Below are 25,546 nucleotides of genomic sequence, written 5' to 3'. Positions count from 1 at the left end.
AAACCACCTTTTTAGGTGGTTTTTTTTAATTTGTGCTTGAATACCCAATAAAATGGTGTAAAATATAGATAAGTGGGAGAAAGTGGTAGAAAAGGGTTCAAATGGGGGCGCTATGTTTTTCGGTGAAGTAAAACACACCATGGATGCAAAAGGGCGCTTGGTCTTGCCGGCGAAATTTCGCGAAGGCATTAGTGACGGCTACGTCATGACCAAGGGCTTAGATCAGTGCATCTTTTTATTCCCCATGGACGAGTGGCGCCGCATGGAAGAGAAGCTGAAAACATTGCCTCTCACCAATAAAGACGCCCGCGCCTTCGTTCGCTACTTTTTCTCCGGCGCATGTGACGGCGAGCTGGACAAGCAGGGCCGGGTGCGCATTCCGCAAAATCTGACGGATTATGCGAAATTAGACGGTAGCGCGGTGATTATCGGCGTCGGTACCCGCATGGAAATTTGGTCTGACACCCTTTGGGATGACTACACCGACGACGACGCATTGTCTTACGATCAAATCGCCCAAAAATTATCCGATCTCGGCATTTAGGAGGGAACATGGAATTTCAACACGAGCCCGTCTTAATGAACGAGGTAATCGAGGGGCTAAAGATTCATCCCGACGGCATTTATATCGATGGCACCTTAGGCGGTGCGGGTCACAGCGGCGAAATCTTAAAGCGGCTTAAAGGTGGCCTTTTGATCGGCATCGATCAAGACGACGCGGCCCTTGGGGCTGCGAGAAAGCACCTGGAGAGCATTGGCGGAAATTTTCAGCTGGTAAAGGGAAACTTCGTCGATATGCCGGCCATTTTAAAGGCCTTACATATTGAAAAAGCAGATGGGATTTTGCTGGATATCGGCGTAAGCTCCCATCAATTTGACACGGCGGAGCGGGGATTCAGTTATCGCTTCGACGGGCCCCTGGATATGCGCATGGATACAAGCGCATCCTTAAGGGCTTCAGACATCGTGAATACCTACAGCGAAAAAGACCTGGCGAAAATCATAAAGAGCTACGGGGAAGAGCGTTGGGCCGAGCGCATCGCCCAATTTATCGTAAAAGAGCGAAAAGAGGCGCCCATTACCACCACCTTCCAACTGGTGTCGGTCATAAAAAAGGCTATTCCGAAAAAAGTGCGCCAAGAGGGCGGGCATCCGGCGAAAAAAACATTTCAAGCCCTGCGCATCGCCGTGAATCGGGAACTGGACGTTTTGGAATCTTCCATTCCGGACATGGTGCGTCTTCTAAAGCCCGGCGGAAGGCTGGGAATCATCACCTTCCATTCCCTGGAAGACAGAATCGTGAAAAACAGCTTCCAGTATCTGTATAAAGATTGCATCTGTCCGCCGAGGCAACCCATTTGTACCTGCGGCAAGAAGCGTGAAATAGAAATCATAACCAGAAAGCCCGTGACAGCATCGGATGAAGAATTAAAACGAAATCATCGGGCCCATTCGGCAAAGCTACGTATAGCTGAAAAAATTTAAGGGGAGTGTTATAATGAAACGAGTCGAAAATAAACGTCCCCGCCGGCGGCCCGCCACCGGGCTGAAGCGGAAGTGGGTTTCCCGTTCGGCCCTTATCGGGATGATTCTTTGTATGCTCGGGATAACCGCCTGTTTGCAGCTGAAGGCCCATACGCATATCGCCCTTTTAAATGCGGCCATAGAAACACAGAACAAGGCCTTGGTCGACATGGACAAAACCCATAGGGACATGATTGCCGACTTAGATGAAATAAAAAATTCAGACGAGATGATGAAAAAAGCAAAGTTTCAGCTCGGGATGGTCTATCCCGATAACGATCAGGTAAAATACATCGACGTCAAAGTACGCAACGAAGAAAATGATGTCAACGAAAACGTCTACCTGAATCCGATGATCTCGGTACTGCACATTTTTAAATAAATAGTGGGAGGCTCTTGTGGGGGAGCAGAATAGGAAACAAACGAAAAGAGTGAGGAAGAGAAGTAGGAATCGTCGATTTCTTTTGAACCATCTTCGGAAGATGGACAGAAAAGTGGCGTTTCTATATGCGTTTCTCTTCTTGCTCTTTTTTATTTTGTGGTTGCGCGTAGGCTATTTGCAAATTTTCGATTCCGATAATTTAACGCGCCAAGCCCTGGCATCGACGACAAAAGGCGTGGTAAAGCCTGAGCGGGGCTTGATTTTTGATGCCGACGGAAATAAATTAGCAGCCAACATCAGCAAATCCGACATCTATGTAGATACAAGGGTGTTGGCGAAAGCGAAAGACAGGGAGAAGGAAGTGCAAAAGCTGAAACGCTTCGCCCTGAAGTCCCTGGATATGACCGAGGCGCAATTTGATGCGCGCATGAAAAAAAGCGGCCACGTTCCGTTGAAGCAAAATGTGGAGCGCTCCGTGGCCTTGCGCCTGAAAGACTCCGACATACCCGGCGTCGTGGTGGAAGATTTCGAAGCCCGCACCTATCCCAACAACGACTTGGCCTCTTTGGTCATCGGTTTTGCGGCAAAAGACGGAGACGGCCGCTACGGCATCGAAAAGTATTACGACGATATCTTGCGCCTCGCGCCCACTTTCGGCAAGAAAACAAACAATCAATTGCCCATTCAGGCCGGCGCCAATTTAAAGCTGACCATTTCCGAATCTTTGCAACGAAAAGTGGAAGATTGTTTAGATACCCACCAAGAAAAAAAGCACGCCCATCGCATGACGGCCATCGTGCAGGATACGCAAACCGGCGCCATCCGCGCCATGGCCTCCACCGATGATTACGATTTAAATCACCCCTACAGCCCGACGACGAAAGAGCAAAAGGCTGTGTGGAAGGATTTAAAAAGCGAGCAACAGGCGAAGATTTTATTCGACAATTGGCGGAATTTCTCCGTCAGCGACACCTACGAGCCGGGGAGTACCTTTAAAACCATTACGGCCGCGGCGGCGCTGGAAGAAAACACCACCAATCCGAAAAAGCATTATTACTGCACGGGCTATGTCCGCGACATTCCCGGTGTAACCATTACCTGTACCTCCCTTCCCAATCCCCACGGGGACATTACCATGGACAAGGCTTTTTCCGAATCCTGTAATGTGACCTTTGTAAACATCGCGAGAGAGCTTTCGAAAGAAGGACTGTTTAAATACATTCAAGCCTTCGGCTTCGGCGAAGTGACGGGAATCGACTTGCCGGCGGAACAAAAAGGCATCGTCCCGAAAAGCGTCAATGAAATCAACGAGGCGCGTCTCGCTACCATGAGTTACGGCCATGGCATTGCCGTAACGCCCGTTCAAATGGTAACGGCGATTTCCGCAGTGGCCAACGGCGGCTATCTCTTAAAGCCCTACGTCGTGGATGAAGTTCAAGACGTAAGCGGCAATGTCCTGGTAAAACAAGGACGCACCGTCCGTCGCCAGGTTATCAGCGAATCCACCAGCGAAACCATGCGCACCCTTCTGATGCACGTCGTCGATCACGGCACGGGCACCATGGGTGCGGTGAATCGCTACCACGTGGGCGGAAAGACCGGAACCGCAGGCAAGGTATCGGATACCGGCGGCTACGAAAAGGATAAATACATCAGTTCCTTTGTATCCGTGGCACCCATCGAAGATCCTAAGTACACGGTACTGGTCATTGTGGAAGAACCTGAAGGGGATTACTTCGGCGGCACCGTAGCAGCGCCCATCGCATCAGAAATTATGGCGGCGGCTCTGCAGGAAGGGGACGTGACGCCGACAGGCAGCGATCAATCGAAAAAGGTGAAGAAAGTCATCGTGCCCGATGTAAAGAACATGCTTTTGGAAGATGCCGGAAAGGTATTAACCGATGCGGGACTTAAATTCAACATGGCCTCTGAAAATGTCGGCGACTTCGGCATGGTCATTAAACAGGCACCGGAAGCCGGCACGGAAGTGGACGAAAACACCATTGTGGATTTAAAAATCGATCCCAACGACGGGAAAGAGCGCAGTGTGCCCAATTTCCAAGGGAAGACGAAAAAAGAAGTGGAAAAGATTCTGGAGTCTTCCAAATTGGACTATGTACTGGAAGGGGAAGGCACGGTAGTGAGCCAAGAGCCCCTGGCCGGCGAGCTTTTGCCTAAGGGCGAAAAAATCCATATTCGATTTGAAGCCGATGTCAATGACAAGAAATCCGACAAGCAAAACAATACGAACAACGGGAATACCGTATCGAAAGAAAAGACGAACAGAGCCCGCAGAAAGGGCCATAGCAATTAAAGGAGAAGGCAAGCATGAGTATAGGCACGGGAGTAATCAGCCTGGTGACGGGATGGATTCTCGCCATGATCGGCGGGAAAATTTTCATTCCCCTTTTACAAAGATTACACGCAGGACAAGAAATTCGAGAAGACGGCCCCCAAAGTCACCTGTCCAAGGCGGGTACGCCCACCATCGGCGGGGTGATCTTTCTCACGGCGGCCCTTCTCGGGACCTTTCTTACGAAAAATATGACCTACGAAGTGGTCGTGCTGTTTATCTCCACCCTGGGCTTCGCCCTCGTTGGCTTTATCGACGACTACCTGAAAGTGGTCAATAAAAGGAATTTAGGCTTTACGGCCCTGCAAAAGCTCCTGGCACAAATTTTTATCGCCGTGCTTTTATATTTTCTTATTCTTCGCTCTGACAATTTAACCACCGCCGTCCTCCTTCCGGGGACCATGCGCGCCGTGGATTTCGGTATGTTTTTTATTCCCTTTATTATTTTCGTCGTCGTGGGCACGGTGAACTCCGTGAACTTAACCGACGGCTTAGACGGCCTGTCTTCCACGGTAACGACGATTCTCCTTTTCTTTTTCGCCTTAGTTAGCGCCAAAATGGGACGATATGCCATCGCCTTATTCAGCTTGACTTTAGCCGGCGGCCTCTTGGGATTTTTGTTTTACAACAAATACCCGGCGAAAGTATTTATGGGGGACACGGGCTCCCTGGCCTTGGGCGGCGCCGTGGTCGCCATCGCCATCCTTTTGAACCTGCCCCTGCTCCTTCCCATTTGCGGCGGCATCTACTTTATCGAAACCCTGTCCGTCATTTTACAAGTCATCTCCTTTAAAACGAGGGGAAAGCGAATTTTTCTTATGAGTCCCATTCATCACCATTTCGAGCAGAAGGGGATGAGGGAAGTGCAAATCGTCGCCATGTTTGCGGTGGTGGAGCTGATCCTTTGCATCATAAGTTACTTCTTGATTTTTTAGGAGCGTATCATGGAAAATAAAAACATATTAATTTACGGATTAGGCACCACAGGATTAAGTGCCATCGACGCATTAAAGGCGGACAATACCCTTTACGTCTACGACGACGACAAAAACCGCGTGGATTTAGTCGAAGACGAGGTGCCCTTTTACGACGGCGAAGCGGTTGATTTCGTCGTAAAAAGCCCGGGGATTCCGCTGGACAGCGGCCTGTTGCCTTCTCTTGCGGAAAAAGGCGTGCCGATTATTTCGGACATCGAGGTGGCCTATCACCTGAGTGCTTGCGAAAATTTCATTGCCGTCACGGGAACCAACGGAAAGACAACCACCACGGATCTCTTGTACCATCTTTTAATCGACGGCGGAAAAGTCGCCTATGTAGGCGGTAACATCGGCGTCGGCGTCTTGCCCTTGGCGAAGCGGGCAAAAAAAGACGATTACTTAGTTATCGAATGCTCCAGTTTTCAGCTGGAAACCACCTTGGATTTCCGGCCGAAAGTGGCGATACTAACCAATATTACGGAAGACCACCTGGATCATCACAAATCCGTGGAAGCCTACAGAAAGAGCAAAGAAAAAGTCTTTGCCAATCAACGGGATGAGGATGTACTCATTTTAAATATCGACGATCCTTACTTAGCCATGATCGGCGAAGAAATGGATCAGGCGCTGGTGGTAAGCACCACACCCGTCCAACAAGACGGTGCCTTCAAGGATCAAGAGGCCCTGTATCTGTCCCTGAAAGGGGAGAAGGTCTTTCTCATGAATCGCAGCGACATGCTGCTCGTGGGGGATCACAATGTAAGAAACGCCCTGGAGGCGGCCCTTTGCGCCTACGTTCTCGGCGTAGACGTGGAATCCATTAAAAAGACGCTGATGAACTATCGCGGCGTCAGCCACCGCATGGAATTTGTGGACACCTTTAACGGCGTAGACTACTACAACGACTCCAAGGGAACCAACCCCGATTCCACCGACGTGGCTCTGGCAAGTTTATCGAAGCCCATTCATTTACTGGCCGGCGGCTTTGACAAGGGAAGCGATTTTAAAGCCCTCTTTGAAAAACACGCCGATGCCATCGCCTGCCTCTATGTCTACGGCGCCACCAAGGCCATCATTAAAGAAGAAGCCCTGGAAGCCGGCGTGAAAGAGGTCTTGGAGTTTGAGACCATGAAAGAGGCCACGGAGGCGGCCATGGATCGGGCGGTTTCCGGCGAGGCGGTCTTGCTTTCTCCTGCCTGCGCCTCTTGGGACCAATTCCCCAATTACGAAGTGCGGGGCGATGAATTTAAACAAATTGTAAGGGAGAGATGGGGCTGATAAAACCATGGAACGAATCCGAAAATACGCTGATCCGCGCCTGCTTATTGCCATGGTCTCTCTCTTGGTCATTGGCATCTTTATGGTGGCGTCCAGCTCATTTACCGGCGGCCTCGCCGACCACGGCGACGGTTCCTTTTACCTAAAGCGCCACATCGCCTGTGTCATCGTCGGCACGTTGGCAGCCGGCGCGGGCTATGTAGTGCCCTTAAAGGTATTTCAGCGCCTGGCCTTTCCCATGTGGGTCGTGAGTATGGCCCTTTGCGCCGCCCTCTACACCAAACTCGGCGTAAATTTCAACGGTGCCACCCGCTGGCTCGCCATTCCCCACACCCACATTCAGTTTATGCCGGCGGACATTTTAAAATACGCGTCGATTTTTTACACGGCGAATCTCTGCGTGCTTCACCGGGGAAAGAGGAAGAAAGGCGGCTTTATTCCCATTGTCACCGTGATCGGGCTGTCCGTGGTCATCGTTATGAAAGAAGACTTTTCATCGGCCATGGTCATCGCCATTAGCCTTTTAGGCATGTTTTTTATCTCCGGCATGAATCTCGCCGAATTTATCAGCATTTTTTCTATGGGCCTCGCCTTTATGTACCTATTTGTTTTTCGCGTGGCCTACCGCATGAAGCGACTGACATCCTTCATTCATCCCTTCGACGACATCACCAACACCGACTGGCAACTGGCCCATTCCCTTTACGCCATCGGCACGGGATCGATGACGGGGATCGGCTATTTTCGCTCCCACGAAGTGTTTGATCGCCTGCCGGAGGCCTACAACGACTTTATTTTTGCCGTCATCGGCGAAGAATTCGGCTTTATCGGCACCACGGTAGTCATTGCCCTCTTTGCCTTGTTTATACAGCGCGGGTTTTTAACGGCGTTGAAGCAAAAAAGCCTCTACGAAAAACTCATCGCCACGGGGATCTTTCTCTCCATTGGTTTTCAGGCCTTTTTCAATATGGGCGTGGCCGTGGGGATTTTACCCGTCACCGGCCTTACCTTGCCCTATGTGTCCTTCGGGGGAACGGCACTGATCTTGGTCATGGGCATGAGCGGCATACTGCTTAGATTATCGAGAAAAGGAGAATTACATTGAAAGTCATTTTGTCCGGCGGCGGAACCGGCGGTCATATCTATCCGGCCCTCGCCATTAAAGAAGCCATGGAAAAGAAAGACGACAGCATCGAATTTCTGTACGTGGGAAAAAAAGACAGCATGGAAGAAGAGCTGGCGGCCAAATACAACATTCCCTTTGCGCCGGTACACATCCAGGGTCTTCCCAGAAAGAAAATCAACAAAGAATCCATTATGACCATGATGGAATTGTTCCACGGCCTGCGCGATGCGGGAAAGATTATAAAAGACTTTCGCCCCGATGTGGTCGTAGGCACCGGAGGCTATGTCTGCGCACCCATCGTCTTGAAAGCACAGAACATGGGCATTAAGACGGCGATTCAGGAACAAAACGCCTATCCGGGAAAAACCAATCGCCTGCTCGCCAAGCGGGTGGATTTAATCGCCTACAGCTTTCAAGAAGCGGAAAAATATTTTCCGGAACATACAAAAAAACTTTACACCGGCAATCCCATTCGCGCCTCATTTGAAAAAATCGACGAAGAGACGGGAAGAGAAGCCGTAGGCTACAATTTAGACAAGCCCCTGGTCCTTTCCTTCGGCGGCAGCGGCGGACAGGAATCCACCAATGAAGCCGTACTTGAAATCATGAAAAAACACCCGCACTTAAACTTCCACTTGGTGCATATTACGGGAAAAGAACATTACGACGACTTCACCCATCGCATGAGCGATGTGTACGAAGATTCCTACACCATTTTGGATTACTCCCATCAAATCCCGGAATACTTGGCCGTAGCCGATTTGGTGGTGGCATCCTCATCGGCCATGACTTTGGCGGAAATCAGTGCCATGCACCTGCCCTCCATTTTGATTCCTAAAGCATATACGGCGGGCAATCACCAATACCATAACGCCATGAGCTATAAAGAAAAGGGTGCGGCCGTGGTCATCGAAGAAGACGAGCTCACAGGCCATGTGCTTTTGAGTGCGGTGGAATCCCTTTTAGATGACGAGGAAATGCGGCGTGAAATGGGCGCCAACGCCTACCACATGGTCAACACCAAGGGCACCAATGCCATTGCCGAGGCGATTTTAGGACTTGTGACGCCATGAAGCCTGAAAAACCGAGAAAACGTCCGCGGCGAAAAAAGAAACTGCAGCGAAAATACCGCAATCGGCGCATCGCTTTGGTTCTCGTTTTAGCCATCATCATCGGCGGCCTCTTCGGCTTTTCGAGATTTACGGCTATGAAAGACGTGGAAGTCGCCGGCACGAAAGCCGTGAGCAAAAACACCGTGGTGAAGATCGCCCGAGAATCCATGGGAAAAAGCTACTTCCGATTAAATAAGCAGCAGCTGAAAAATCGCCTGGAACAAATTCCCTATGTTAAAGAGGCTCATATCGGGCTCAGCTTTCCCCATACCCTCGCCATTTCCATCGAAGAAGAAAAGCCCTTCGCCCAGTTATACAGCGGCGAAGGCTACATTCTCGTCAACGACGATTTCCGCGCCCTGGAGACCACCCGCTCCTACGATCCCAATTTGCCGAAGATCACCGGCGTCGTCACCCATGGGGTGCGCATGGGCCAAGTGGCCTTTAAAAGCACGGGCAACGGAAAAAAGATTCACATGATTAAGACCTTGTTTGCCTCCGAGATGAAGAAAGACATTCACACCGTCTCCATTTTGGACAGGGGCATGCGCGTGGCTTTTTCCGACGGAACCATGGTGCATATCTCCAGCTTTGACGATGCGGAATACAAGACGAAACAGCTGGAAGAAATCCGCAAAGAAATGAAGGCGAAAAACGAAGACTACCGCGAGATCTATCTGGATCAGGGGGATCATCCGGTGGCCGTCAAACCCTCGTCTTTAGACGAAGAGGAGGCGCCGGAAAATGAAGGTTCCTTCGAAGAAGAAGGGGAAAAGCAGGCGGATAGAGATAAAAGGGACGAAGACGGCAAAGTGAAAAAAATCGAAAAAGACCCTGATGCCCGCAACGATGAAAAGCGAGAACCGTCGAAAGCCACAGATGCCGCTGAATAAGGTAGATTGAGCCGTGAAGGCATCTTGACTTGTAGGCTATTTGTCTATAAAATAGAATCAATTGATATGATATTAAAGGCCCATTGTGCGCGACTAGGAGGAGTAATATGTTGGATTTTGATATGGATCACGAAGAATTTGCAAAAATTAAAGTAGCCGGTGTCGGCGGTGGCGGTAACAACGCCGTCAACCGCATGATTAATGCAGGGGTGAAAGGCGTCGAGTTTATTGCCGTAAACACCGACCGCCAAGCACTTAAAAATTCCCTGGCTGAAACGAAAATTCAAATCGGCGAAAAGGTAACCAAAGGCTTAGGCGCCGGCGCCAATCCGGAAATCGGCGAACAATCCGCTGAAGAAAGCCTGGATGAAATCAGAGAAGCCCTCGAAGGCGCGGACATGGTCTTTATTACGGCAGGCATGGGCGGCGGTACCGGTACCGGTGCGGCTCCGATTATTGCCGATGTAGCGAAAGAACTTGGTGCCCTTACGGTCGGCGTCGTAACCCGTCCCTTCGCTTTTGAAGGCGCTCGCCGCATGAAACAAGCGGAAAAGGGCATCGATGCATTACAAGGCAAAGTCGATACCTTGGTCATCATTCCCAACGATCGCCTCTTCAGCATTTCCGATAAGAAGACCACCTTCTCCCAAGCCTTCCAAATGGCCGATGAAATTTTGAAACAAGGGATCCAAGGGATTTCCGAATTAATCAGCGTCCCCAATGTCATTAACCTTGACTTCGCCGACGTAAAGACCGTTATGCACGACAAGGGCATCGCCCACATGGGTATCGGTTACGCCTCCGGCGACGAGCGCGCCACGGAAGCGGCAAGAAATGCCGTAGAAAGTCCCCTTTTGGAAACATCCATCGAAGGCGCCAAGTCCGTACTCTTAAACATCACGGCCGGCAACGACCTGGGTATGTTTGAAATGAATGAAGCCGCCGATTTGATCCGCTCCACCGTAGACGAAGAAGCCAACATTATCTTTGGTGCCGGCATCGATGAGTCCCTAAAGGATCAAGTAAAGATCACGGTGATCGCCACGGAATTCGGCGATGATCGCGACGTTCAACCGAAAAAAACAAGCAAGAGCTTTGTCGGATCAGGCGACGATAAAAAAGAAGAAAAAACAGGATCCGCCAAGAAAAATAAGGATGATGAGTTAAATATCCCGGATTTTCTTCGCAGAATGAGATAAGAGATTTTTGACGTATCCTTCAGGATACGTCTTTTCTCGTTTAGGAGGTGAATCATGCGCTGTCCCTATTGTCAACATCAAGAATCGAAGGTCGTGGATTCCCGCCCCACAGAAGAAGGCGCCTCTATTCGGCGCAGACGTCAATGCATGGCCTGTGGCAGACGATTCACGACCTATGAACAGATAGAAGTCGTGCCCATGACCGTGAAGAAAAAAAGCGGCGGCATCGAGGTCTTCGATCGCAATAAAATCTTAAAAGGGCTGATTAAATCTTGTGAGAAACGCCCCGTGCCTTTGGAAGCCATGGAAGCGGCGGTGGATGATATCGAAATGACGCTGGAAGCGAAGATGGTCAAGCAGATTTCATCGGATGAAATCGGCGAAATGATTTTAGAACGGCTGAAAGATTTGGACGAAGTGGCCTATGTCCGTTTTGCCTCTGTGTATCGCCGGTTCCAAGACATCGACAGCTTCATGGCGGAGCTGGAAGCGTTGCGACAAAAGAAAACGGACTGATTGTTATGGATCTGTTTTCATTTCAAGCGGAAAATCATTTAGAAAAAAGCGCGCCCCTGGCCCAGCGCATGCGGCCCGAAACCCTTGAGGATTACGTGGGCCAAGAACACGTCATCGGCCCGGGCAAATACATTCACAGGCTCATGGCATCGGGCTTTATGCCCTCTTTGCTTTTTTACGGGCCGCCGGGCATCGGTAAGACCACCTTGGCCGAGATCATGGCGAAGGATTCCCATCGGGCCTTCGTGCCCTTATCTGCCGTCACAAGCAATGTGAAGGAGCTTCGCAAGGTGCTGGAAGAGGCCGAGGAGAGGCTGGGGGCACAGGGTCGGGAGACGATTTTGTTTTTAGATGAAATCCACCGATTCAACAAGTCCCAACAAGATGTGCTGCTCCCTTACGTGGAAAAGGGAAAGATCATATTAATGGGTGCCACCACGGAAAATCCCTATTTCTACGTGAACGGCGCCTTGCTTTCCAGGTTGCAGGTGGTGCAGCTCTATCCCTTAGACGACAATGCCATCAAAGCACTTTTAATGCGGGCCCTTAATGACGACGAGAAGGGCTACGGAAAAGAAGACGTGGCCTTTGAGGCCGGTGCATTGGAGGGGCTCATCGATTTAAGCCACGGCGACGGAAGATACGCCTTGAATCTTTTAGAGATTGTGGTATTGAGCACGCCGCCGGATGAGGCGGGGCGCATCCACATTACGACACAGGATCTAGCCGATGCGTCTATGACGAATAATCAAGCCTACGACCGAGACGGAAACAATCACTACGATATGATTTCCGCCTTTATTAAATCCATTCGCGGCTCGGATCCCGACGCGGCCATTTACTACATGGCGAAAATGTTGGATCGGGGCGAAGAGCCGGAGTACATCGCCCGGCGCATGATTATTTCCGCTTCGGAAGACATTTCCAATGCGGATCCCCACGCGTTAAATTTAGCTGTGGCCTGCTTCGAGGCCCTACGCATCATCGGCATGCCCGAGGGGCGAATCCCCTTGGCGCAAACGGCGGCCTACTTGGCCTCGGCGCCGAAGAGCAATCGGAGCTACCTGGCCATCGGAGAAGCTATGAGCGATGTAAAAAAAGGCGTGGGCTCTGTGATCCCGCCTTACTTACGGGATCAGCATCAGCCGATGGATCCACACGAAGGCTATCGCTACCCCCACGACTACCCCAAGGGCTATGTACCGCAACGGTACCTGCCCTTGGATATGAACGAAAAAACCTACTATCGACCGACGGAAAGAGGCTACGAAAAAAAGCTCGCCGCCTATTTAAGAGAGATCAAACAGGAGGATACCAGTGGAAATTCGTGAAGTATTAGAGAACTATAAAGATTACTTAGGCCAAGATTTGGTGTTGGAAGGTTGGGTGAAAACCTCCAGAGATTCGAAGAATTTCGGCTTTATTCAACTCTCCGACGGCAGCGGCTTCGACGGCATTCAAGTGGTTTATGAATCAGACATCGAAAACTTTAAGGAAATCGCCAAATACCCTATTTACAGCTCCATTCGCGTGGAAGGGGAATTGGTTGAAAGCCCGGGAGCAAAACAACCCATTGAAATTCACGCGAAAAAAATCACGCCGGAACACTTGGCAGAAAGCGACTATCCTCTGCAAAAGAAACGCCACACCTTTGAATACCTACGGACCAAGGCCCACCTTCGTCCCCGCACCAACACCTTCCAAGCGGTGTTCCGGGTGCGTAGCTTAATCGCTTTTGCCGTGCACGAATTCTTCCAAAAACGCCGTTTCGTCTACGTTCACACCCCGATTATTACGGCCAGCGACGCCGAAGGGGCAGGGGAAATGTTCCAAGTTACAACCTTGGATCTGAACAATCCCCCGAAAGACGACGAAGGCAAAGTGGATTTCAGTGAAGACTTCTTTGGCAAACATACGAATCTTACCGTCAGCGGTCAACTGCAAGGGGAAGCCTTCGCCACCGCCTTCAGAAACATCTACACCTTCGGACCCACCTTCCGCGCTGAAAACTCCAACACCCAACGCCACGCGGCAGAGTTTTGGATGATCGAGCCGGAAATGGCCTTCGCCGATTTAGAAGACAATATGAATGTGGCGGAAGATATGCTTAAGTACATTATTCGCTACGTTTTCGAACACGCGCCTCAAGAAATGGAATTTTTCAATTCCTTTATCGACAAAGGCCTTATCGATCGCCTGAAAAATGTGGTTGAATCGGAATTTGTTCGGATCACCTACACGGAAGCCATCGAGATTTTGGAAAAGAGCGATCACGAATTTAAGTACCCGGTGAGCTGGGGCATCGATCTTCAAACGGAACACGAACGCTACATTACGGAAGAAGTTTACAAAAAGCCCGTCTTCATCGTAGACTACCCGAAAGAAATTAAGGCCTTCTATATGCGCGAAAACGAAGACAAGAAGACCGTCGCCGCCATGGACCTTTTGGTGCCCGGCATCGGCGAAATCATCGGCGGCAGCCAACGGGAAGAGCGAATGGATGTCCTCGTCGAAAAATTAAAGGATTTCGGTCTGGACGAAGAAAGCTACAGCTGGTATATGGACCTTCGTCGCTACGGTAGCGTGGTTCACTCCGGTTACGGATTGGGATTTGAGCGAGCCGTTATGTACATTACCGGCATGAAAAACATTCGCGACGTCATTCCCTTCCCGCGGACCGTCGGCAATGCAGAGTTTTAGAAAGGCGTAAACGATGAAAAATTATGATCCTAAAGTCATCGAGAAGAAATGGCAAGATTTTTGGGACGAACACGAGACGTATAAAACCGTCATTGAACCGGAAAAGAAAAAGTTTTATCCCTTAGTTGAATTCCCCTATCCCTCGGGACAAGGGCTTCACGTCGGCCACCCGCGCCCCTACACGGCCCTGGACATTGTGGCGAGAAAGCGCCGCTACGAAGGCGAAAACGTCATTTTCACCATGGGTTGGGACGCCTTTGGCTTGCCCACGGAAAACTACGCCATTAAGAACAAAATTCATCCCCGCATCGTCACGGAAAACAACATCGCCAATTTCAAAAAGCAATTAAAAAGCCTGGGCTTCAGCTTCGACTGGTCGAGAGAAATCAACACCACCGATCCGAAATACTACCGCTGGACCCAATGGATTTTCCTGCAATTGTTTAAACGCGGCTTGGCTTACAAGGAAGAGATGCCCGTCAACTGGTGTCCATCCTGTAAAGTTGGCCTGGCCAACGAAGAAGTGGTTGGCGGCAAATGCGAGCGTTGCGGCACGGAAGTAAAGCACAAACGCCGCAGCCAATGGATGCTGAAGATTACCGCTTATGCCGATCGCCTCTTGGAAGGATTGAATCACGTCGACTTCATCGAGCCTGTTAAGATTCAACAACGCAACTGGATCGGCAAGAGCGTCGGTGCGGAAATTCACTTTAAAGTGAAGGATACGGACACGGTCTTGAATGTATTTACCACGCGACCCGATACATTGTTCGGCGCCACCTACATGGTGGTTGCACCGGAACATCCCATTGTAAAAGACCACCGCGACATGATTAAAAACATCGACGAAGTGGACGCCTACATTGCGGAAGTGGAAAAGAAATCGGACTTCGAGCGGACGGAGCTGTCTAAAGAAAAAACCGGCGTGGCCCTGGAAGGCCTTTATGGCGTCAATCCGGCCAACGGCAAGGAGATTCCTATTTGGATTTCCGATTACGTCTTAATGACCTACGGCACCGGCGCCATTATGTCCGTACCCGCTCACGACGAGCGCGACTGGGAATTTGCGAAGAAATTCAACCTGCCCATCGTCCCCGTCATTGACGGCGGCAATGTGGAAGAAGCGGCCTATGTGGACGTCCATACGGGCCACATGATCAATTCCGGCTTCCTGGACGGCATGGAAGTGGAAGATGCCATCCACAAGATGATCGAGTGGATTACCGAACAGGGTCTGGGCAATCGCCAAACCAATTATAAATTGCGGGACTGGGTCTTCTCCAGACAACGCTACTGGGGCGAACCGATCCCCCTCATTCACTGCGACGACTGCGGATGGGTGCCGGTGCCTGAAGAAGAGCTGCCTTTGGAACTGCCCGAAGTGGAAAATTACGAGCCCACGGATAACGGCCAATCCCCCTTGTCGGAAGTAGAGGAATGGGTCCACACCACTTGCCCGAAATGCGGCAAGCCCGCCATGCGCGAAACAGACACCATGCCTCAATGGGCCGGCAGCAGCTGGTATTACCTGCGCTACACCGATCCCGATAACGACGAAGCACTGGCGAGCAAAGATGCGCTAGAATACTTCATGCCTGTGGATTGGTACAACGGCGGCATGGAACACACCACCTTGCACTTGCTCTATTCCCGCTTCTGGCATAAATTCCTCTACGATATCGGCGTCGTCAATACCGATGAGCCCTACCAAAAACGGACGAGTCACGGCATGATCTTAGGGGAAGACGGCGGCAAAATGAGTAAGAGCCGCGGCAATGTCATCAATCCCGACGACATCGTCAACACCTACGGTGCCGATACCTTGAGAACCTACGAAATGTTTATCGGCGACTTCGAAAAATCCGTGCCCTGGTCCGACAACGGCGTTAAAGGCTGCCGTCGCTTCCTGGAAAGAGTTTGGAATCTGGCGGAAAATGTTCAACCCGGCGATGCATTTAGAAAAGAGACGGAAGTCTTTATGCATCAAACGATCCAAAAAGTCAGCTACGACTACGAACACTTAAAAGCCAACACGGCCATCGCTCAATTAATGAGCGCCGTGAACCTCTTCCAAAAAGTCGGCGTGAATGCGGCTGAATTTAAAACATTCCTCATTCTCTTAAATCCCGTGGCACCCCACATTACGGAAGAACTTTGGGATATGTGCAAAATGGGCGGCTACCTGTGCGAACAAAGCTGGCCCTCCTTCGATGAAGCAAAAACCCTGGAAGATGTTATCGAAGTGCCCGTTCAATTCAACGGCAAGGTACGCTTTAAGATTACATTGCCCAGAGAGGCAACGAAAGAAGAAGCCATCGAAGCCATGCATAAGGATGAAAACTTCGCTAAACAAACGGAAGGCAAAACCGTCGTCAAAGAAATTTACGTTCCCGGCAAGATCTTGAATGTCGTTGTCAAGTAGTTTGACAGGATAGGGTGAATGGAGTATCTTATTCATAGAAAACAACTAGGAATTAAGGAGGTGAAGACATGAAGTTATCGACGAGGGGTCGTTACGGCCTCATGGCCATGTACCATTTGGCGGAAAACTACGGCAAAGGTCCGCTTTCGGTCAATTACATCGCTGAGGCGGAAGGTCTTAGTGTGGCCTATTTGGAACAATTGTTTTCACGCTTAAAAAAACGTAAATTAGTCGAGAGCATTCGCGGCGCCCAAGGGGGCTATGTATTGGCCTCGCCGCCGGAAGACATTGCCATCGGCGAAGTTATCGCGGCCCTTGAAGGTGAAATGGCATTTTCCTGCTGCACAGGCGATGAAGAAATCAATTGTGAGCGAGGCGTGGCCTGTTCAGCCAAATCCATTTTAGACCGCATACAGGACGAAGTGGACGGCGTTTTAAATTCCATGTCCCTGGCGGATATGAGGTAGCCTATGAATCAGTTTGATTCCTTCTTTAATGTAGTGACCCCGAATTTCCTCGTGGCGGTTCGGGGGCTATTGCTGATTTTGCTCATTGCGCTAAGCGTTTATTATCTCATCAATATCGGCAACCAATACATCGACAAGAGCCGGCGCATCCACGTGGATTTAAAAATCGTCGGGCTCATCCTTCTTGGAATTTTGGCACTGATCGCCATGCGCTACGTGTTTACGAAATTTCCCGTCGTGCGCACGACCCTGGCGGCCTTGGCCATTTCCGTGATACTCGCCTACATTATTAATCCCTTGGTGAATTATCTGGAGACGAAACGGCTTTCCAGGCGCCTCGGCGTTTTAATCGTTTACGTGGGCTTTATACTCATCTTGGTGCTCTTATTTGTCGTGGTCTTACCGAAGACCATTGAAGAGCTGAGGAATTTATTTATCGCCGTGCCCCAGTGGCTCAACGAGTGGAACGCCCGCATTCTCGATGTATCCGATCAAATCGAGAAGATGACGAATTTAGATATGTCGCGGATCATGTCCAGCGGGCAGAAACAGGTGGAAGCCTATGTCAATTCCCTGGAGAACAGCTTCCTGGATCAGATTCGCTCCATGGCAAGTGGCATGTACGCCGCCTTGGGCCGCATGGTCACCTTTGTTTTGGTTTTGATTCTTACCTACTACTTTACGGTGGATAAGAACCGCATCAAGGTCAAAATGTACAAAGCCATTCCCCTGAATTATCGCTCGGACATTTTAAACCTGGCCGGCGAAATCAATTCGGCCATGATGGAATTTTTGAAAGGGAAATTGCTCCTCGCCTTTATCGTCGGTCTCATGACCATGTTGATGCTCTTTATCCTCGGTGTAAACTTCGCCGTGGCCATCGGGCTCATCACCATGATCGCCGACATCATTCCCTACATCGGCCCCTTCCTCGCCTTTGTACCGGCCTTTTTCTTCTCCTTTATGGATTCGTGGACCAAGGCCATTTGGGTGGCGGTGCTCTTCTTCTTTCTGCAATGGGCTGAAAACAATTTGTTTGCACCGAAAATTTTGGGCAAGCGCACCGGTCTTCACCCGGCCATGGTGCTCCTTTGCATCTTTATCGGCGGCGGCACATTCGGCGTCATCGGCATGATTTTATCCGTGCCCATCTTCTCCATATTGGTTATTTTGAAAAACTTCGTCATGATGAAGTTAAGGGAAGACAAGCGGAAAAAAGAAGAATTAAGAAAAGTACAATAAGCGGCGGTTTATCTGCCGCTTATTTTCTTGCATTAGAAAACCCCCGGTTAGATCGGGGGTTCCGTTTAGCTTTAGCGATAATTGCCCGTTATTTCCAGCGTGATATGATGAGAGAGGTCTGCCAACCAATCACAATCAGGAGGAAATAATGACATCACTAAATCACACCCATAGTTTATCACACACAAAATGGAATTGTAAGTATCACGTAGTGTTTGCTCCGAAATATAGGCGAAAAGTATTTTATGAATCGAAGCGCTTAGAAATAGGCGCGATTTTACGGGAGATATGTAGTTGGAAAGGTGTAAACATAATCGAGGCGGAAGTATGCCCGAATCACGTTCATATGTTACTAGAGATCCCACCCAAACTATCTGTATCTTCATTCATGGGCTTTCTAAAAGGGAAGAGTAGCATCATAATCTATGAATGATGGGGAGACATGAAATTTAAATATAGGGAAGGCAGTTTTGGTGCCGAGGCTATTACGTCGATACAGCGGGAAAAAACGCTAAAAAGATTCAAGAGTATATACAAAACCAGTTGAAAGAGGATCAAATAAGTGAGCAACTAACCTTTGACACGACGAACCCCTTTAAGGGGTAGCCGAGTAACGTTAGCACGGGCAGATCACCGACGCCCTTCAGGCGCAGCTAGTAATACAAGCCCTTTGGGCCGACAAAGAAAACCCCTGGCTACGCCGGGGGATGTTTATTTTTCGCCGGCGGCGAATCGGTGCAAGAAAATTGACTTTCGCCCCGTACGACTTTATAATTTTATACAGAGACTATACAAATATCGGGAGGCATTATGAAACCATTGGGATTACACGAGATACGCTCCGCGTTCTTGAACTATTTTGAACATAACGAACACTTGGCTCTGCCCAGTTTTTCCTTAGTACCGCAAGGGGACAAATCCCTGCTTCTTATCGGTGCGGGTATGGCGCCGATGAAGAAATTCTTTACAGGAGAAGCGGAACCTCCCTCCCACCGCGTGTGCACCTCGCAAAAATGCATCCGCACCGGTGACATCGAAAACGTGGGAAAAACAGACCGCCACGCCACGTTTTTTGAAATGCTCGGCAATTTTTCCTTCGGCGATTACTTTAAGCACGAAGCCATTCACTGGGCTTGGGGCTTTTTAACCGGCGTCCTGGAAATTGATCCGAACCTTCTCTGGGCCACGGTCTATTTAGATGACGACGAAGCCTTTGCCATTTGGAACGAAGAAATCGGCCTGCCGAAAGAACGCATCGTGCGCTTAGGCAAGGACGATAACTTCTGGGAACTGGCTGTGGGCCCCTCCGGTCCCTGCTCGGAAATTTATTTCGACCGCGGAGAAGAACACGGTTGCGGCGATCCGGACTGCAAGCCGGGTTGCGATTGTGATCGCTACATCGAAGTGTGGAATCTCGTCTTTACCCAATTCGATAAAGACGAAGAAGGGGAATACCATCCTCTGGCCAATCCCAATATTGATACGGGCATGGGCCTTGAGCGGATCGCATCTGTGCTGCAAGAAGCCAACAATATTTTCGAAATCGACGCCATTCACGCGATTTTGGAAGATATTTGCGCCATGGCCAACTATGAATACGGCACGGACAAGAAAAAAGACGAATCCGTGCGGGTCATTACCGACCACATTCGCGCCATTACCTTTATGATCTCCGACTCCATCGTGCCCTCCAATGAAGGCCGGGGCTATGTGGAACGTCGCCTGACCCGTCGTGCCGCCAAACACGGACGCAATTTAGGCATCGAAGGGGCGTTTTTGTACAAACTTTGCGAAAGCGTCATCGATTCCTGGAAGGTGCAGTACAAAGAATTAGACGACAATCGCGAAGTCATCGCCCGCGTTATTTTGCGGGAGGAAGAGCGCTTCTTAAAGACCCTGGAAACAGGCATGAGCCTTTTAGATGAAGAAATCGCAAAATTAAAAGAAGAAGGCAAGAAGGAGCTTTCCGGCGCCGAAGCCTTTAAACTATACGACACCTATGGCTTCCCGGTAGACCTTACGGAAGAAATTCTCTCAGAAGCGGGCATGAGCCTGGATGAAGCGGGATTTGAAAAGGAAATGGAGGCCCAAAAAGTGCGGGCCAGAGAAGCCAGAGACGATTCCGACGAAATCGGCTGGTCCAGTGCCTCCTCTTTCGAATTGAACGACGTGGACGAAGCCATCGAATTTGTCGGCTACGAAACCACGGAAGTCACCGGCGCGAAGCTTTTGCACATCCTCGCTAAAGGCGAAGAGGTGGAACAATTAGGCGCAGGGGAAAAAGGCCTCTTCTATTTGTCGCCGACGCCATTTTACGGCGAAAGCGGCGGTCAAATCGGCGATACGGGAACCATTACCGGCGACGGATTTAAAATTCGCGTGGAAGATACCCAAAGAACGAAAACCGGCCACATCTACGCCGTGGGCACGGTGGAAGAAGGCATTGCCGCAGCGGGCAAAGTCGATGCCGCAGTGGACAACATACGAAGAGAAAAAATTCGCCGCAACCACTCCGTCACCCACTTGCTTCACAAAGCCTTGAAAGACCGACTGGGCGATCACGTCAATCAAGCCGGCTCCTATGTAGGACCCGACTTTATGCGCTTCGACTTCACCCACTACGAAGCCGTTTCGAAAGAAGATCTTCAAGCCATTGAAGAAGCGGTAAATGAGGAAATTTTCAAATCCCTGCCCGTCAAGACGGAAATTCTTTCCTACGACGAAGCGAAAAACGCAGGGGCTGTCGGCCTTTTTGAAGACAAATACGGCGATGAAGTGCGCGTCGTGTCCATGGGCGACTATTCCAAGGAACTTTGCGGCGGTACCCACGTGGATAACACGTCCCAAATCGGTTTATTTAAAATCCTTTCGGAAAACGGAATTTCCGCCGGGGTACGGCGCATGGAAACCGTCACCGGCCCCGCGGTATATCAATTGCTGAACCACTCCATGGCCATCAACAAAAAAATCGCCGGCCTCTTAAAGGCCACCGACGATGTGGTTATCGACAAATTGGTTCAACACCTGGATAAGGAAAAAGGACTGGAAAAAGAACTTACGAAGCTTCACGCCGACATGGCCAAGAGCAAAATGGCCGAAGAAGTGGGCGAAGTGGAATCCATCTCAGGCGTCAATGTGATCCGTGGTCACTTCACCGACGTGAGCGTGGAAGATTTAAGAAACATGGCTGAAAAACTTCGGGATAAGGAAAGCGCGCTGATCGTACTATCCACTGTATCGGAGGGAAAAGTAAACTTCGTCTGCGCCTCTCCCAAAGCCTTAATCGAAAAAGGCTTTAAAGCCGGCGACATCGTGCGCGAAGTGGCAAAAATTGCCGGCGGCGGCGGTGGCGGTCGTCCGGACATGGCCACGGCCGGTGCCAAAGATGCAAGCAAAGTCGAAGAGGCCATGGCGCGTGTAAAAGATATTGTAAATGCCATAGGAAACTAATGTCCCCTGATGGAATTTATGGTATAATACGCTTATGGAGGAGATTATATGGACAATAATCAGTTTGAGACGCATATATTCGAGAAAACCAATGGCGACAGCGAGAAGATTCGCACGGGAATAACCACTGTATTTCATGCGTTAGAAGACAAGGGATACGATCCCATCGATCAAATTATTGGCTATATATTATCCGGAGATCCCACCTATATAACCAGCCACCTAGACGCGCGCAGTATCATTCAATCCATTGAACGTGACGAACTTCTGTCAGAATTACTGACATTCTATTTAAAGGAAGATTAGAGATGGGCTTGGGCTCATCTCTATTCTATTTTTAGGAGCGATTTATGGCAGTTTTAGGAGAAACAGGGATCGAGGTGTCGCCGCTTTGCTACGGCTCGTTGACCTTTTCGAGGTTTCAGGCGAATTTACCCTTAAAAAAAGGCACGGAATTATTGGTTTATGCCAACGAAAAGGGTATCAACTTTATTGATACGGCAGAAATCTATGATAACTACGCCTACATCAACGGGGCGATAAAAGAACTCGGGCGAGAGGCATGGGTGATTACATCCAAGGCCTATTGTTACGATGAAAAAACGGCCGACGCCAGCGTAAAAAAAGCGCTGGAGGAATTGGGAACGGATTACCTTGATATATTCATGTTACACGAACAGGAGTCCCTCCTGACCCTAAGGGGCCACAAAGGCGCATTAAACCGCCTGGTGGAATTAAAACAGGCGGGCTTTATCCGTGCCATCGGCATTTCCACCCATTTCATCGGCTGCGTCAATGCCACGGCGCTTTTCCCCGAGATCGAAGTGATTCACCCCATTATCAATCGAAGAGGCGTGGGGATTCAAGACGGAACGCCGGAAGAAATGCTCAACGCCATAAGCGAGAGACACAAAAAAGGCATCGGCATCTATTCCATGAAAGCCTTGGGCGGCGGCCACTTAATCGCAGAAAACAGAGCGTCTTTAAAGTGGATTTCGTCCATCGACTGCATTGACTCGACCGCGATCGGCATGCAGTCCAAAGAAGAAATCGACTACAACGCGGATCTTTTTTTGCGTGGCAAGGAAAACGAAAAGGCATTGGAAGATGTTTCGAAAAAGAAACGGAAGTTAATTATCGGCGATTATTGCATTGGCTGCGGCAGTTGTGAAAGTCGCTGCAAACAAGATGCGATACATGTACAAGAAGGCCGCGCCGTGGTAAACGACAAGTGTATTTTATGCGGCTATTGTGCGACGGTATGTCCTGAATTTTGCATTAAAGTGATTTAAAATGAAACGATTATTGGGACTCGATATTGGTAACAAGACCATCGGTGTCAGCGTCTCCGATCCCTTAGGCATTACGGCTCAAGGGGTGACGACGATTATTCGGGCATCGAAGGCGGAAGATGTCGAAGCGCTGAAGGCGCTTATCGACAAGTACGACGTTGAAAAGTTGATCGTCGGATTACCGAAAAACATGAACAATACATTGGGTTTTCAAGCCAAAAGAACCATGAATTACGCCGATTATTTAAAAGAGGCCCTAGACATGGACATTGTTTACGTGGACGAACGACTCACCACATCCGGTGCCGAAGCGGTGCTGGTGCAAGGTGGCGTGCGCAGAGAAAACAGAAAAAAGCACGTGGACAAATTGGCGGCTGTATTGATTTTGCAAACATATTTGGATCAAATGTCCCTTTGATAAAGGGATTTCAGTGTGACTATCGGCGATCGGTGACAGTAAAAAATATAGGTGGTGCCCCATGGAAAATACATTTAAAGAATTCTTGCAAGGAAAAGGCTATAAGTTTACCAGACAGCGTCAAGTCGTAATGGAGGTTTTTGCTGAAAGAGAAGGCGAACACATGACGACGGAAGAAGTGTTTCAATACGCGGGAAAGAAAATGCCGGAAATCGGCATCGCCACGGTTTACCGTGCTGTGAGCTTGTTGGAATCCCTCGGTTTTTTAACCGCACTCACCTTTGAAGACGGCACGACCCGCTACGAACGCCGCATTGAAGATGAAAAGCATAAACATCACCACTTGGTTTGTAATATCTGCCACGAAATTACGGAAGTGAATGTAGACTTACTGGACGATTTAGAAGAAGAAATAGAAAAAACCGTGCATTTTCATATTACCGACCATAATTTAAAATTTTACGGTATCTGTGATAAGTGCAGTCGGAAACAAGAAGGAGAAGCCAATGAAGAATAAACAGAAACTTCGCATCATACCCCTGGGCGGGTTGCGCGAAGTTGGAAAGAACATGACTGTCATCGAATTTAAAGACGAGCTCATCGTCGTCGATTGCGGCATGACCTTTCCTGAAGATGACATGCCGGGCATCGACATCGTCATCCCGGACATTCAGTATTTAATTAAGAATAAACATAAAATCAAAGGGATCGTCATTACCCACGGCCACGAAGACCATATCGGAGCCGTGCCCTATGTATTAAAACAGATTAATGTACCGGTGTACGGAACCAAGCTGACTTTGGCGCTTTTGGAAAACAAACTGAAGGAACATCGCCTCCTGCGCTCGACGAAAATGGTAAACGTCAGCTACAAGCAGCCGGTAAAAATCGGCAAGTTTTTCGAAGTGGAATGGGTACAGGTCAATCACTCCATTCCCGATGCGGCGGCCTTGGCCATTACCACGCCGCTGGGCGTGTTGGTTCATTCCGGGGACTTTAAAGTGGACTTTACGCCGATCTCCGGCGATCCCATCGACTTAAATCGCCTGGCGGAAATCGGCAATCGCGGCGTTCTGGCCTTGTTTAGCGAATCCACCAATGTGCTCAGGGAAGGCTTTTCCATGAGCGAGCGAAAGGTCGGTGCCACCTTCGACCGCCTCTTTGCTTTGATGCGCAACAACCGCATCATTATTGCCACCTTCGCCTCCAATGTGTATCGGATCCAACAGATCATTACGGCGGCGGAGCGCTACAATCGCAAGGTGGTCTTAAGCGGCCGAAGCATGTTAAATGTCATGGGCATTGCGGAAAATCTGGGCTATTTAAAAGTGAAGCCCAATACCATTGTGGATATTAAGGACATGAATAAATACAATCCCCGCCAACTGGTGTTGATCACCACGGGGAGCCAGGGCGAACCCATGAGCGCCATGACCCGAATTTCCACCGGAGAGCACAAGCGCATTCAGCTTACCAAAGACGATGTGATTATTCTTTCCGCCCATCCGATTCCCGGAAACGAAAATGCGGTGAACACGGTCATCAACCGTCTTTTGGACAAAGGGGTCCGCGTTATTTACGAATCCCTGTCGGAAATTCACGTCTCCGGCCACGCTTATCAAGAAGAGCATAAATTGCTCATCAATCTTTTGAAGCCGAAGTTCTTTATTCCGGTACACGGGGAAGTGAAGCACTTGTTAAAACACGCGGAAGTGGCGCAAAAGATGGGCATTCCCAAAAACAATATCTTCATGATGGACAACGGCAATTGCCTGGAGATGACCAAGACCGAAGCCCGTCGCGTGAAAGATGTGGAAGCGGGGCAAGTGTTAATCGACGGTTTGGGCATCGGCGATGTGGGCAATGTCGTGCTTCGGGACAGAAAGCATCTCTCTGAAGACGGCTTAATCATTGCCATTATTGCCATGAACAAAAAAACCGGTCAAATGGTTTCGGGCCCGGACATTATTTCCAGAGGCTTCGTCTACGTTCGCGAATCCACAGATCTAATGAACGACGTACGGGACATGGTGACGAAATCAGTGGAAAATTGCAAGACGCAAAACATCAAGGACTGGTCTTCGATTAAATCGCAAATTCGCGACGATTTAAGAAACTTCATTTTCAAGAAGACGAGAAGAAACCCCATGATTCTGCCCATTATTATGGATGTTTAATAGCCGGTTTAACCGGCT

Annotated in this window: 22 protein-coding genes and 1 pseudogene; all 23 read left to right on the top strand. The window is 49.6% G+C overall.

Translation table 11 applies throughout. From position 1 onward, the window contains the following. The first annotated feature begins 112 nt into the window (after positions 1–112). The 23 genes and pseudogenes from mraZ (at position 113) to WKT05_RS07750 (ending at position 25,528) form a co-directional block, all read left to right on the top strand. Positions 113–544: a division/cell wall cluster transcriptional repressor MraZ gene (mraZ, locus tag WKT05_RS07860; protein WP_340413643.1), complete on the top strand. Its 432-nt coding sequence runs from the start codon at positions 113–115 to the stop codon at positions 542–544. Between the two features lie 8 nt (positions 545–552). Continuing rightward, positions 553–1,485, top strand: coding sequence for a 16S rRNA (cytosine(1402)-N(4))-methyltransferase RsmH (rsmH, locus tag WKT05_RS07855; protein WP_340413642.1), 933 nt, complete (start codon positions 553–555; stop codon positions 1,483–1,485). 13 nt (positions 1,486–1,498) lie between these two features. Further along, positions 1,499–1,906 carry a hypothetical protein gene (locus WKT05_RS07850; RefSeq protein ID WP_340413641.1) on the top strand — a complete coding sequence of 136 codons (408 nt, stop codon included), beginning with the start codon at positions 1,499–1,501 and terminating at the stop codon, positions 1,904–1,906. A gap of 100 nt (positions 1,907–2,006) precedes the next feature. Then, a complete protein-coding gene (locus tag WKT05_RS07845; protein ID WP_340413640.1) occupies positions 2,007–4,220 on the top strand; it encodes a penicillin-binding transpeptidase domain-containing protein in 2,214 nt (737 codons plus the stop codon). A 14-nt stretch (positions 4,221–4,234) separates the two neighbouring features. Further along, complete coding sequence (mraY, locus tag WKT05_RS07840) at positions 4,235–5,194, top strand: phospho-N-acetylmuramoyl-pentapeptide-transferase (RefSeq protein WP_340413639.1); 960 nt, start codon at positions 4,235–4,237, stop codon at positions 5,192–5,194. Positions 5,195–5,203: 9 nt separating this feature from the next. After that, a complete protein-coding gene (gene murD / locus WKT05_RS07835) occupies positions 5,204–6,514 on the top strand; it encodes a UDP-N-acetylmuramoyl-L-alanine--D-glutamate ligase (protein ID WP_340413638.1) in 1,311 nt (436 codons plus the stop codon). A gap of 7 nt (positions 6,515–6,521) precedes the next feature. Next, a complete protein-coding gene (locus WKT05_RS07830) occupies positions 6,522–7,619 on the top strand; it encodes an FtsW/RodA/SpoVE family cell cycle protein (RefSeq protein ID WP_340413637.1) in 1,098 nt (365 codons plus the stop codon). Beyond that, complete coding sequence (gene murG, locus WKT05_RS07825) at positions 7,616–8,713, top strand: undecaprenyldiphospho-muramoylpentapeptide beta-N-acetylglucosaminyltransferase (RefSeq protein WP_340413636.1); 1,098 nt, start codon at positions 7,616–7,618, stop codon at positions 8,711–8,713. Before WKT05_RS07830 ends, murG begins: the two co-directional genes overlap by 4 nt. Then, positions 8,710–9,645 carry a cell division protein FtsQ/DivIB gene (locus WKT05_RS07820; protein WP_340413634.1) on the top strand — a complete coding sequence of 312 codons (936 nt, stop codon included), beginning with the start codon at positions 8,710–8,712 and terminating at the stop codon, positions 9,643–9,645. The genes murG and WKT05_RS07820 overlap by 4 nt, the downstream gene beginning before the upstream one ends. Before the next feature lie 107 nt (positions 9,646–9,752). Beyond that, the gene (gene ftsZ / locus WKT05_RS07815; RefSeq protein WP_340413633.1) at positions 9,753–10,844 is read left to right on the top strand and encodes a cell division protein FtsZ; all 1,092 of its coding nucleotides are present in this window, start codon (positions 9,753–9,755) and stop codon (positions 10,842–10,844) included. A 54-nt stretch (positions 10,845–10,898) separates the two neighbouring features. Further along, a complete protein-coding gene (gene nrdR / locus WKT05_RS07810) occupies positions 10,899–11,360 on the top strand; it encodes a transcriptional regulator NrdR (RefSeq protein ID WP_340413632.1) in 462 nt (153 codons plus the stop codon). A 5-nt stretch (positions 11,361–11,365) separates the two neighbouring features. Further along, a complete protein-coding gene (locus WKT05_RS07805; RefSeq protein WP_340413631.1) occupies positions 11,366–12,691 on the top strand; it encodes a replication-associated recombination protein A in 1,326 nt (441 codons plus the stop codon). After that, positions 12,672–14,060, top strand: a complete 1,389-nt coding sequence (gene asnS / locus WKT05_RS07800) for an asparagine--tRNA ligase (protein ID WP_340413645.1) — start codon at positions 12,672–12,674, stop codon at positions 14,058–14,060. Before WKT05_RS07805 ends, asnS begins: the two co-directional genes overlap by 20 nt. A gap of 13 nt (positions 14,061–14,073) precedes the next feature. After that, a complete protein-coding gene (gene leuS / locus WKT05_RS07795) occupies positions 14,074–16,482 on the top strand; it encodes a leucine--tRNA ligase (RefSeq protein ID WP_340413630.1) in 2,409 nt (802 codons plus the stop codon). A gap of 68 nt (positions 16,483–16,550) precedes the next feature. After that, positions 16,551–16,949 carry an RrF2 family transcriptional regulator gene (locus tag WKT05_RS07790; protein ID WP_215507745.1) on the top strand — a complete coding sequence of 133 codons (399 nt, stop codon included), beginning with the start codon at positions 16,551–16,553 and terminating at the stop codon, positions 16,947–16,949. A 3-nt stretch (positions 16,950–16,952) separates the two neighbouring features. Continuing rightward, the gene (locus WKT05_RS07785; protein WP_340413629.1) at positions 16,953–18,191 is read left to right on the top strand and encodes an AI-2E family transporter; all 1,239 of its coding nucleotides are present in this window, start codon (positions 16,953–16,955) and stop codon (positions 18,189–18,191) included. 148 nt (positions 18,192–18,339) lie between these two features. Further along, positions 18,340–18,797 (top strand): annotated as a pseudogene (tnpA, locus tag WKT05_RS07780) (IS200/IS605 family transposase). Positions 18,798–19,001: 204 nt separating this feature from the next. Further along, complete coding sequence (gene alaS, locus WKT05_RS07775; protein ID WP_340413628.1) at positions 19,002–21,641, top strand: alanine--tRNA ligase; 2,640 nt, start codon at positions 19,002–19,004, stop codon at positions 21,639–21,641. A gap of 48 nt (positions 21,642–21,689) precedes the next feature. Further along, complete coding sequence (locus WKT05_RS07770) at positions 21,690–21,947, top strand: IreB family regulatory phosphoprotein (RefSeq protein ID WP_215507739.1); 258 nt, start codon at positions 21,690–21,692, stop codon at positions 21,945–21,947. 44 nt (positions 21,948–21,991) lie between these two features. Continuing rightward, complete coding sequence (locus tag WKT05_RS07765) at positions 21,992–22,933, top strand: aldo/keto reductase (protein WP_340413627.1); 942 nt, start codon at positions 21,992–21,994, stop codon at positions 22,931–22,933. A gap of 1 nt (position 22,934) precedes the next feature. Next, positions 22,935–23,351, top strand: a complete 417-nt coding sequence (ruvX, locus tag WKT05_RS07760) for a Holliday junction resolvase RuvX (RefSeq protein ID WP_340413626.1) — start codon at positions 22,935–22,937, stop codon at positions 23,349–23,351. Between the two features lie 61 nt (positions 23,352–23,412). Then, positions 23,413–23,868, top strand: a complete 456-nt coding sequence (locus tag WKT05_RS07755; RefSeq protein WP_215507732.1) for a Fur family transcriptional regulator — start codon at positions 23,413–23,415, stop codon at positions 23,866–23,868. After that, positions 23,858–25,528, top strand: a complete 1,671-nt coding sequence (locus WKT05_RS07750; protein ID WP_215507730.1) for a ribonuclease J — start codon at positions 23,858–23,860, stop codon at positions 25,526–25,528. The genes WKT05_RS07755 and WKT05_RS07750 overlap by 11 nt, the downstream gene beginning before the upstream one ends. The last annotated feature ends 18 nt before the right edge of the window (positions 25,529–25,546 follow it).

This window comes from Peptoniphilus sp. HCN-40583 (genome assembly GCF_037892835.1).
GTDB classification, from domain to species: domain Bacteria; phylum Bacillota; class Clostridia; order Tissierellales; family Peptoniphilaceae; genus Aedoeadaptatus; species Aedoeadaptatus rachelemmaiella.
The sequence above is the reverse complement of the archived record's forward strand: the minus strand, read 5'-3'. Positions and strand labels throughout refer to the sequence as shown.

What these genes read in the sequence shown, in the direction of transcription:
- mraZ (WP_340413643.1), top strand. Translation starts at nt 113, where the DNA reads ATGTTTTTCGGTGAAGTAAAACACACCATGGATGCAAAAGGGCGCTTG.
- rsmH (WP_340413642.1), top strand. Translation starts at nt 553, where the DNA reads ATGGAATTTCAACACGAGCCCGTCTTAATGAACGAGGTAATCGAGGGG.
- WKT05_RS07850 (WP_340413641.1), top strand. Translation starts at nt 1,499, where the DNA reads ATGAAACGAGTCGAAAATAAACGTCCCCGCCGGCGGCCCGCCACCGGG.
- WKT05_RS07845 (WP_340413640.1), top strand. Translation starts at nt 2,007, where the DNA reads ATGGACAGAAAAGTGGCGTTTCTATATGCGTTTCTCTTCTTGCTCTTT.
- mraY (WP_340413639.1), top strand. Translation starts at nt 4,235, where the DNA reads ATGAGTATAGGCACGGGAGTAATCAGCCTGGTGACGGGATGGATTCTC.
- murD (WP_340413638.1), top strand. Translation starts at nt 5,204, where the DNA reads ATGGAAAATAAAAACATATTAATTTACGGATTAGGCACCACAGGATTA.
- WKT05_RS07830 (WP_340413637.1), top strand. Translation starts at nt 6,522, where the DNA reads ATGGAACGAATCCGAAAATACGCTGATCCGCGCCTGCTTATTGCCATG.
- WKT05_RS07820 (WP_340413634.1), top strand. Translation starts at nt 8,710, where the DNA reads ATGAAGCCTGAAAAACCGAGAAAACGTCCGCGGCGAAAAAAGAAACTG.
- ftsZ (WP_340413633.1), top strand. Translation starts at nt 9,753, where the DNA reads ATGTTGGATTTTGATATGGATCACGAAGAATTTGCAAAAATTAAAGTA.
- nrdR (WP_340413632.1), top strand. Translation starts at nt 10,899, where the DNA reads ATGCGCTGTCCCTATTGTCAACATCAAGAATCGAAGGTCGTGGATTCC.
- WKT05_RS07805 (WP_340413631.1), top strand. Translation starts at nt 11,366, where the DNA reads ATGGATCTGTTTTCATTTCAAGCGGAAAATCATTTAGAAAAAAGCGCG.
- leuS (WP_340413630.1), top strand. Translation starts at nt 14,074, where the DNA reads ATGAAAAATTATGATCCTAAAGTCATCGAGAAGAAATGGCAAGATTTT.
- WKT05_RS07790 (WP_215507745.1), top strand. Translation starts at nt 16,551, where the DNA reads ATGAAGTTATCGACGAGGGGTCGTTACGGCCTCATGGCCATGTACCAT.
- WKT05_RS07785 (WP_340413629.1), top strand. Translation starts at nt 16,953, where the DNA reads ATGAATCAGTTTGATTCCTTCTTTAATGTAGTGACCCCGAATTTCCTC.
- alaS (WP_340413628.1), top strand. Translation starts at nt 19,002, where the DNA reads ATGAAACCATTGGGATTACACGAGATACGCTCCGCGTTCTTGAACTAT.
- WKT05_RS07770 (WP_215507739.1), top strand. Translation starts at nt 21,690, where the DNA reads ATGGACAATAATCAGTTTGAGACGCATATATTCGAGAAAACCAATGGC.
- WKT05_RS07765 (WP_340413627.1), top strand. Translation starts at nt 21,992, where the DNA reads ATGGCAGTTTTAGGAGAAACAGGGATCGAGGTGTCGCCGCTTTGCTAC.
- ruvX (WP_340413626.1), top strand. Translation starts at nt 22,935, where the DNA reads ATGAAACGATTATTGGGACTCGATATTGGTAACAAGACCATCGGTGTC.
- WKT05_RS07755 (WP_215507732.1), top strand. Translation starts at nt 23,413, where the DNA reads ATGGAAAATACATTTAAAGAATTCTTGCAAGGAAAAGGCTATAAGTTT.
- WKT05_RS07750 (WP_215507730.1), top strand. Translation starts at nt 23,858, where the DNA reads ATGAAGAATAAACAGAAACTTCGCATCATACCCCTGGGCGGGTTGCGC.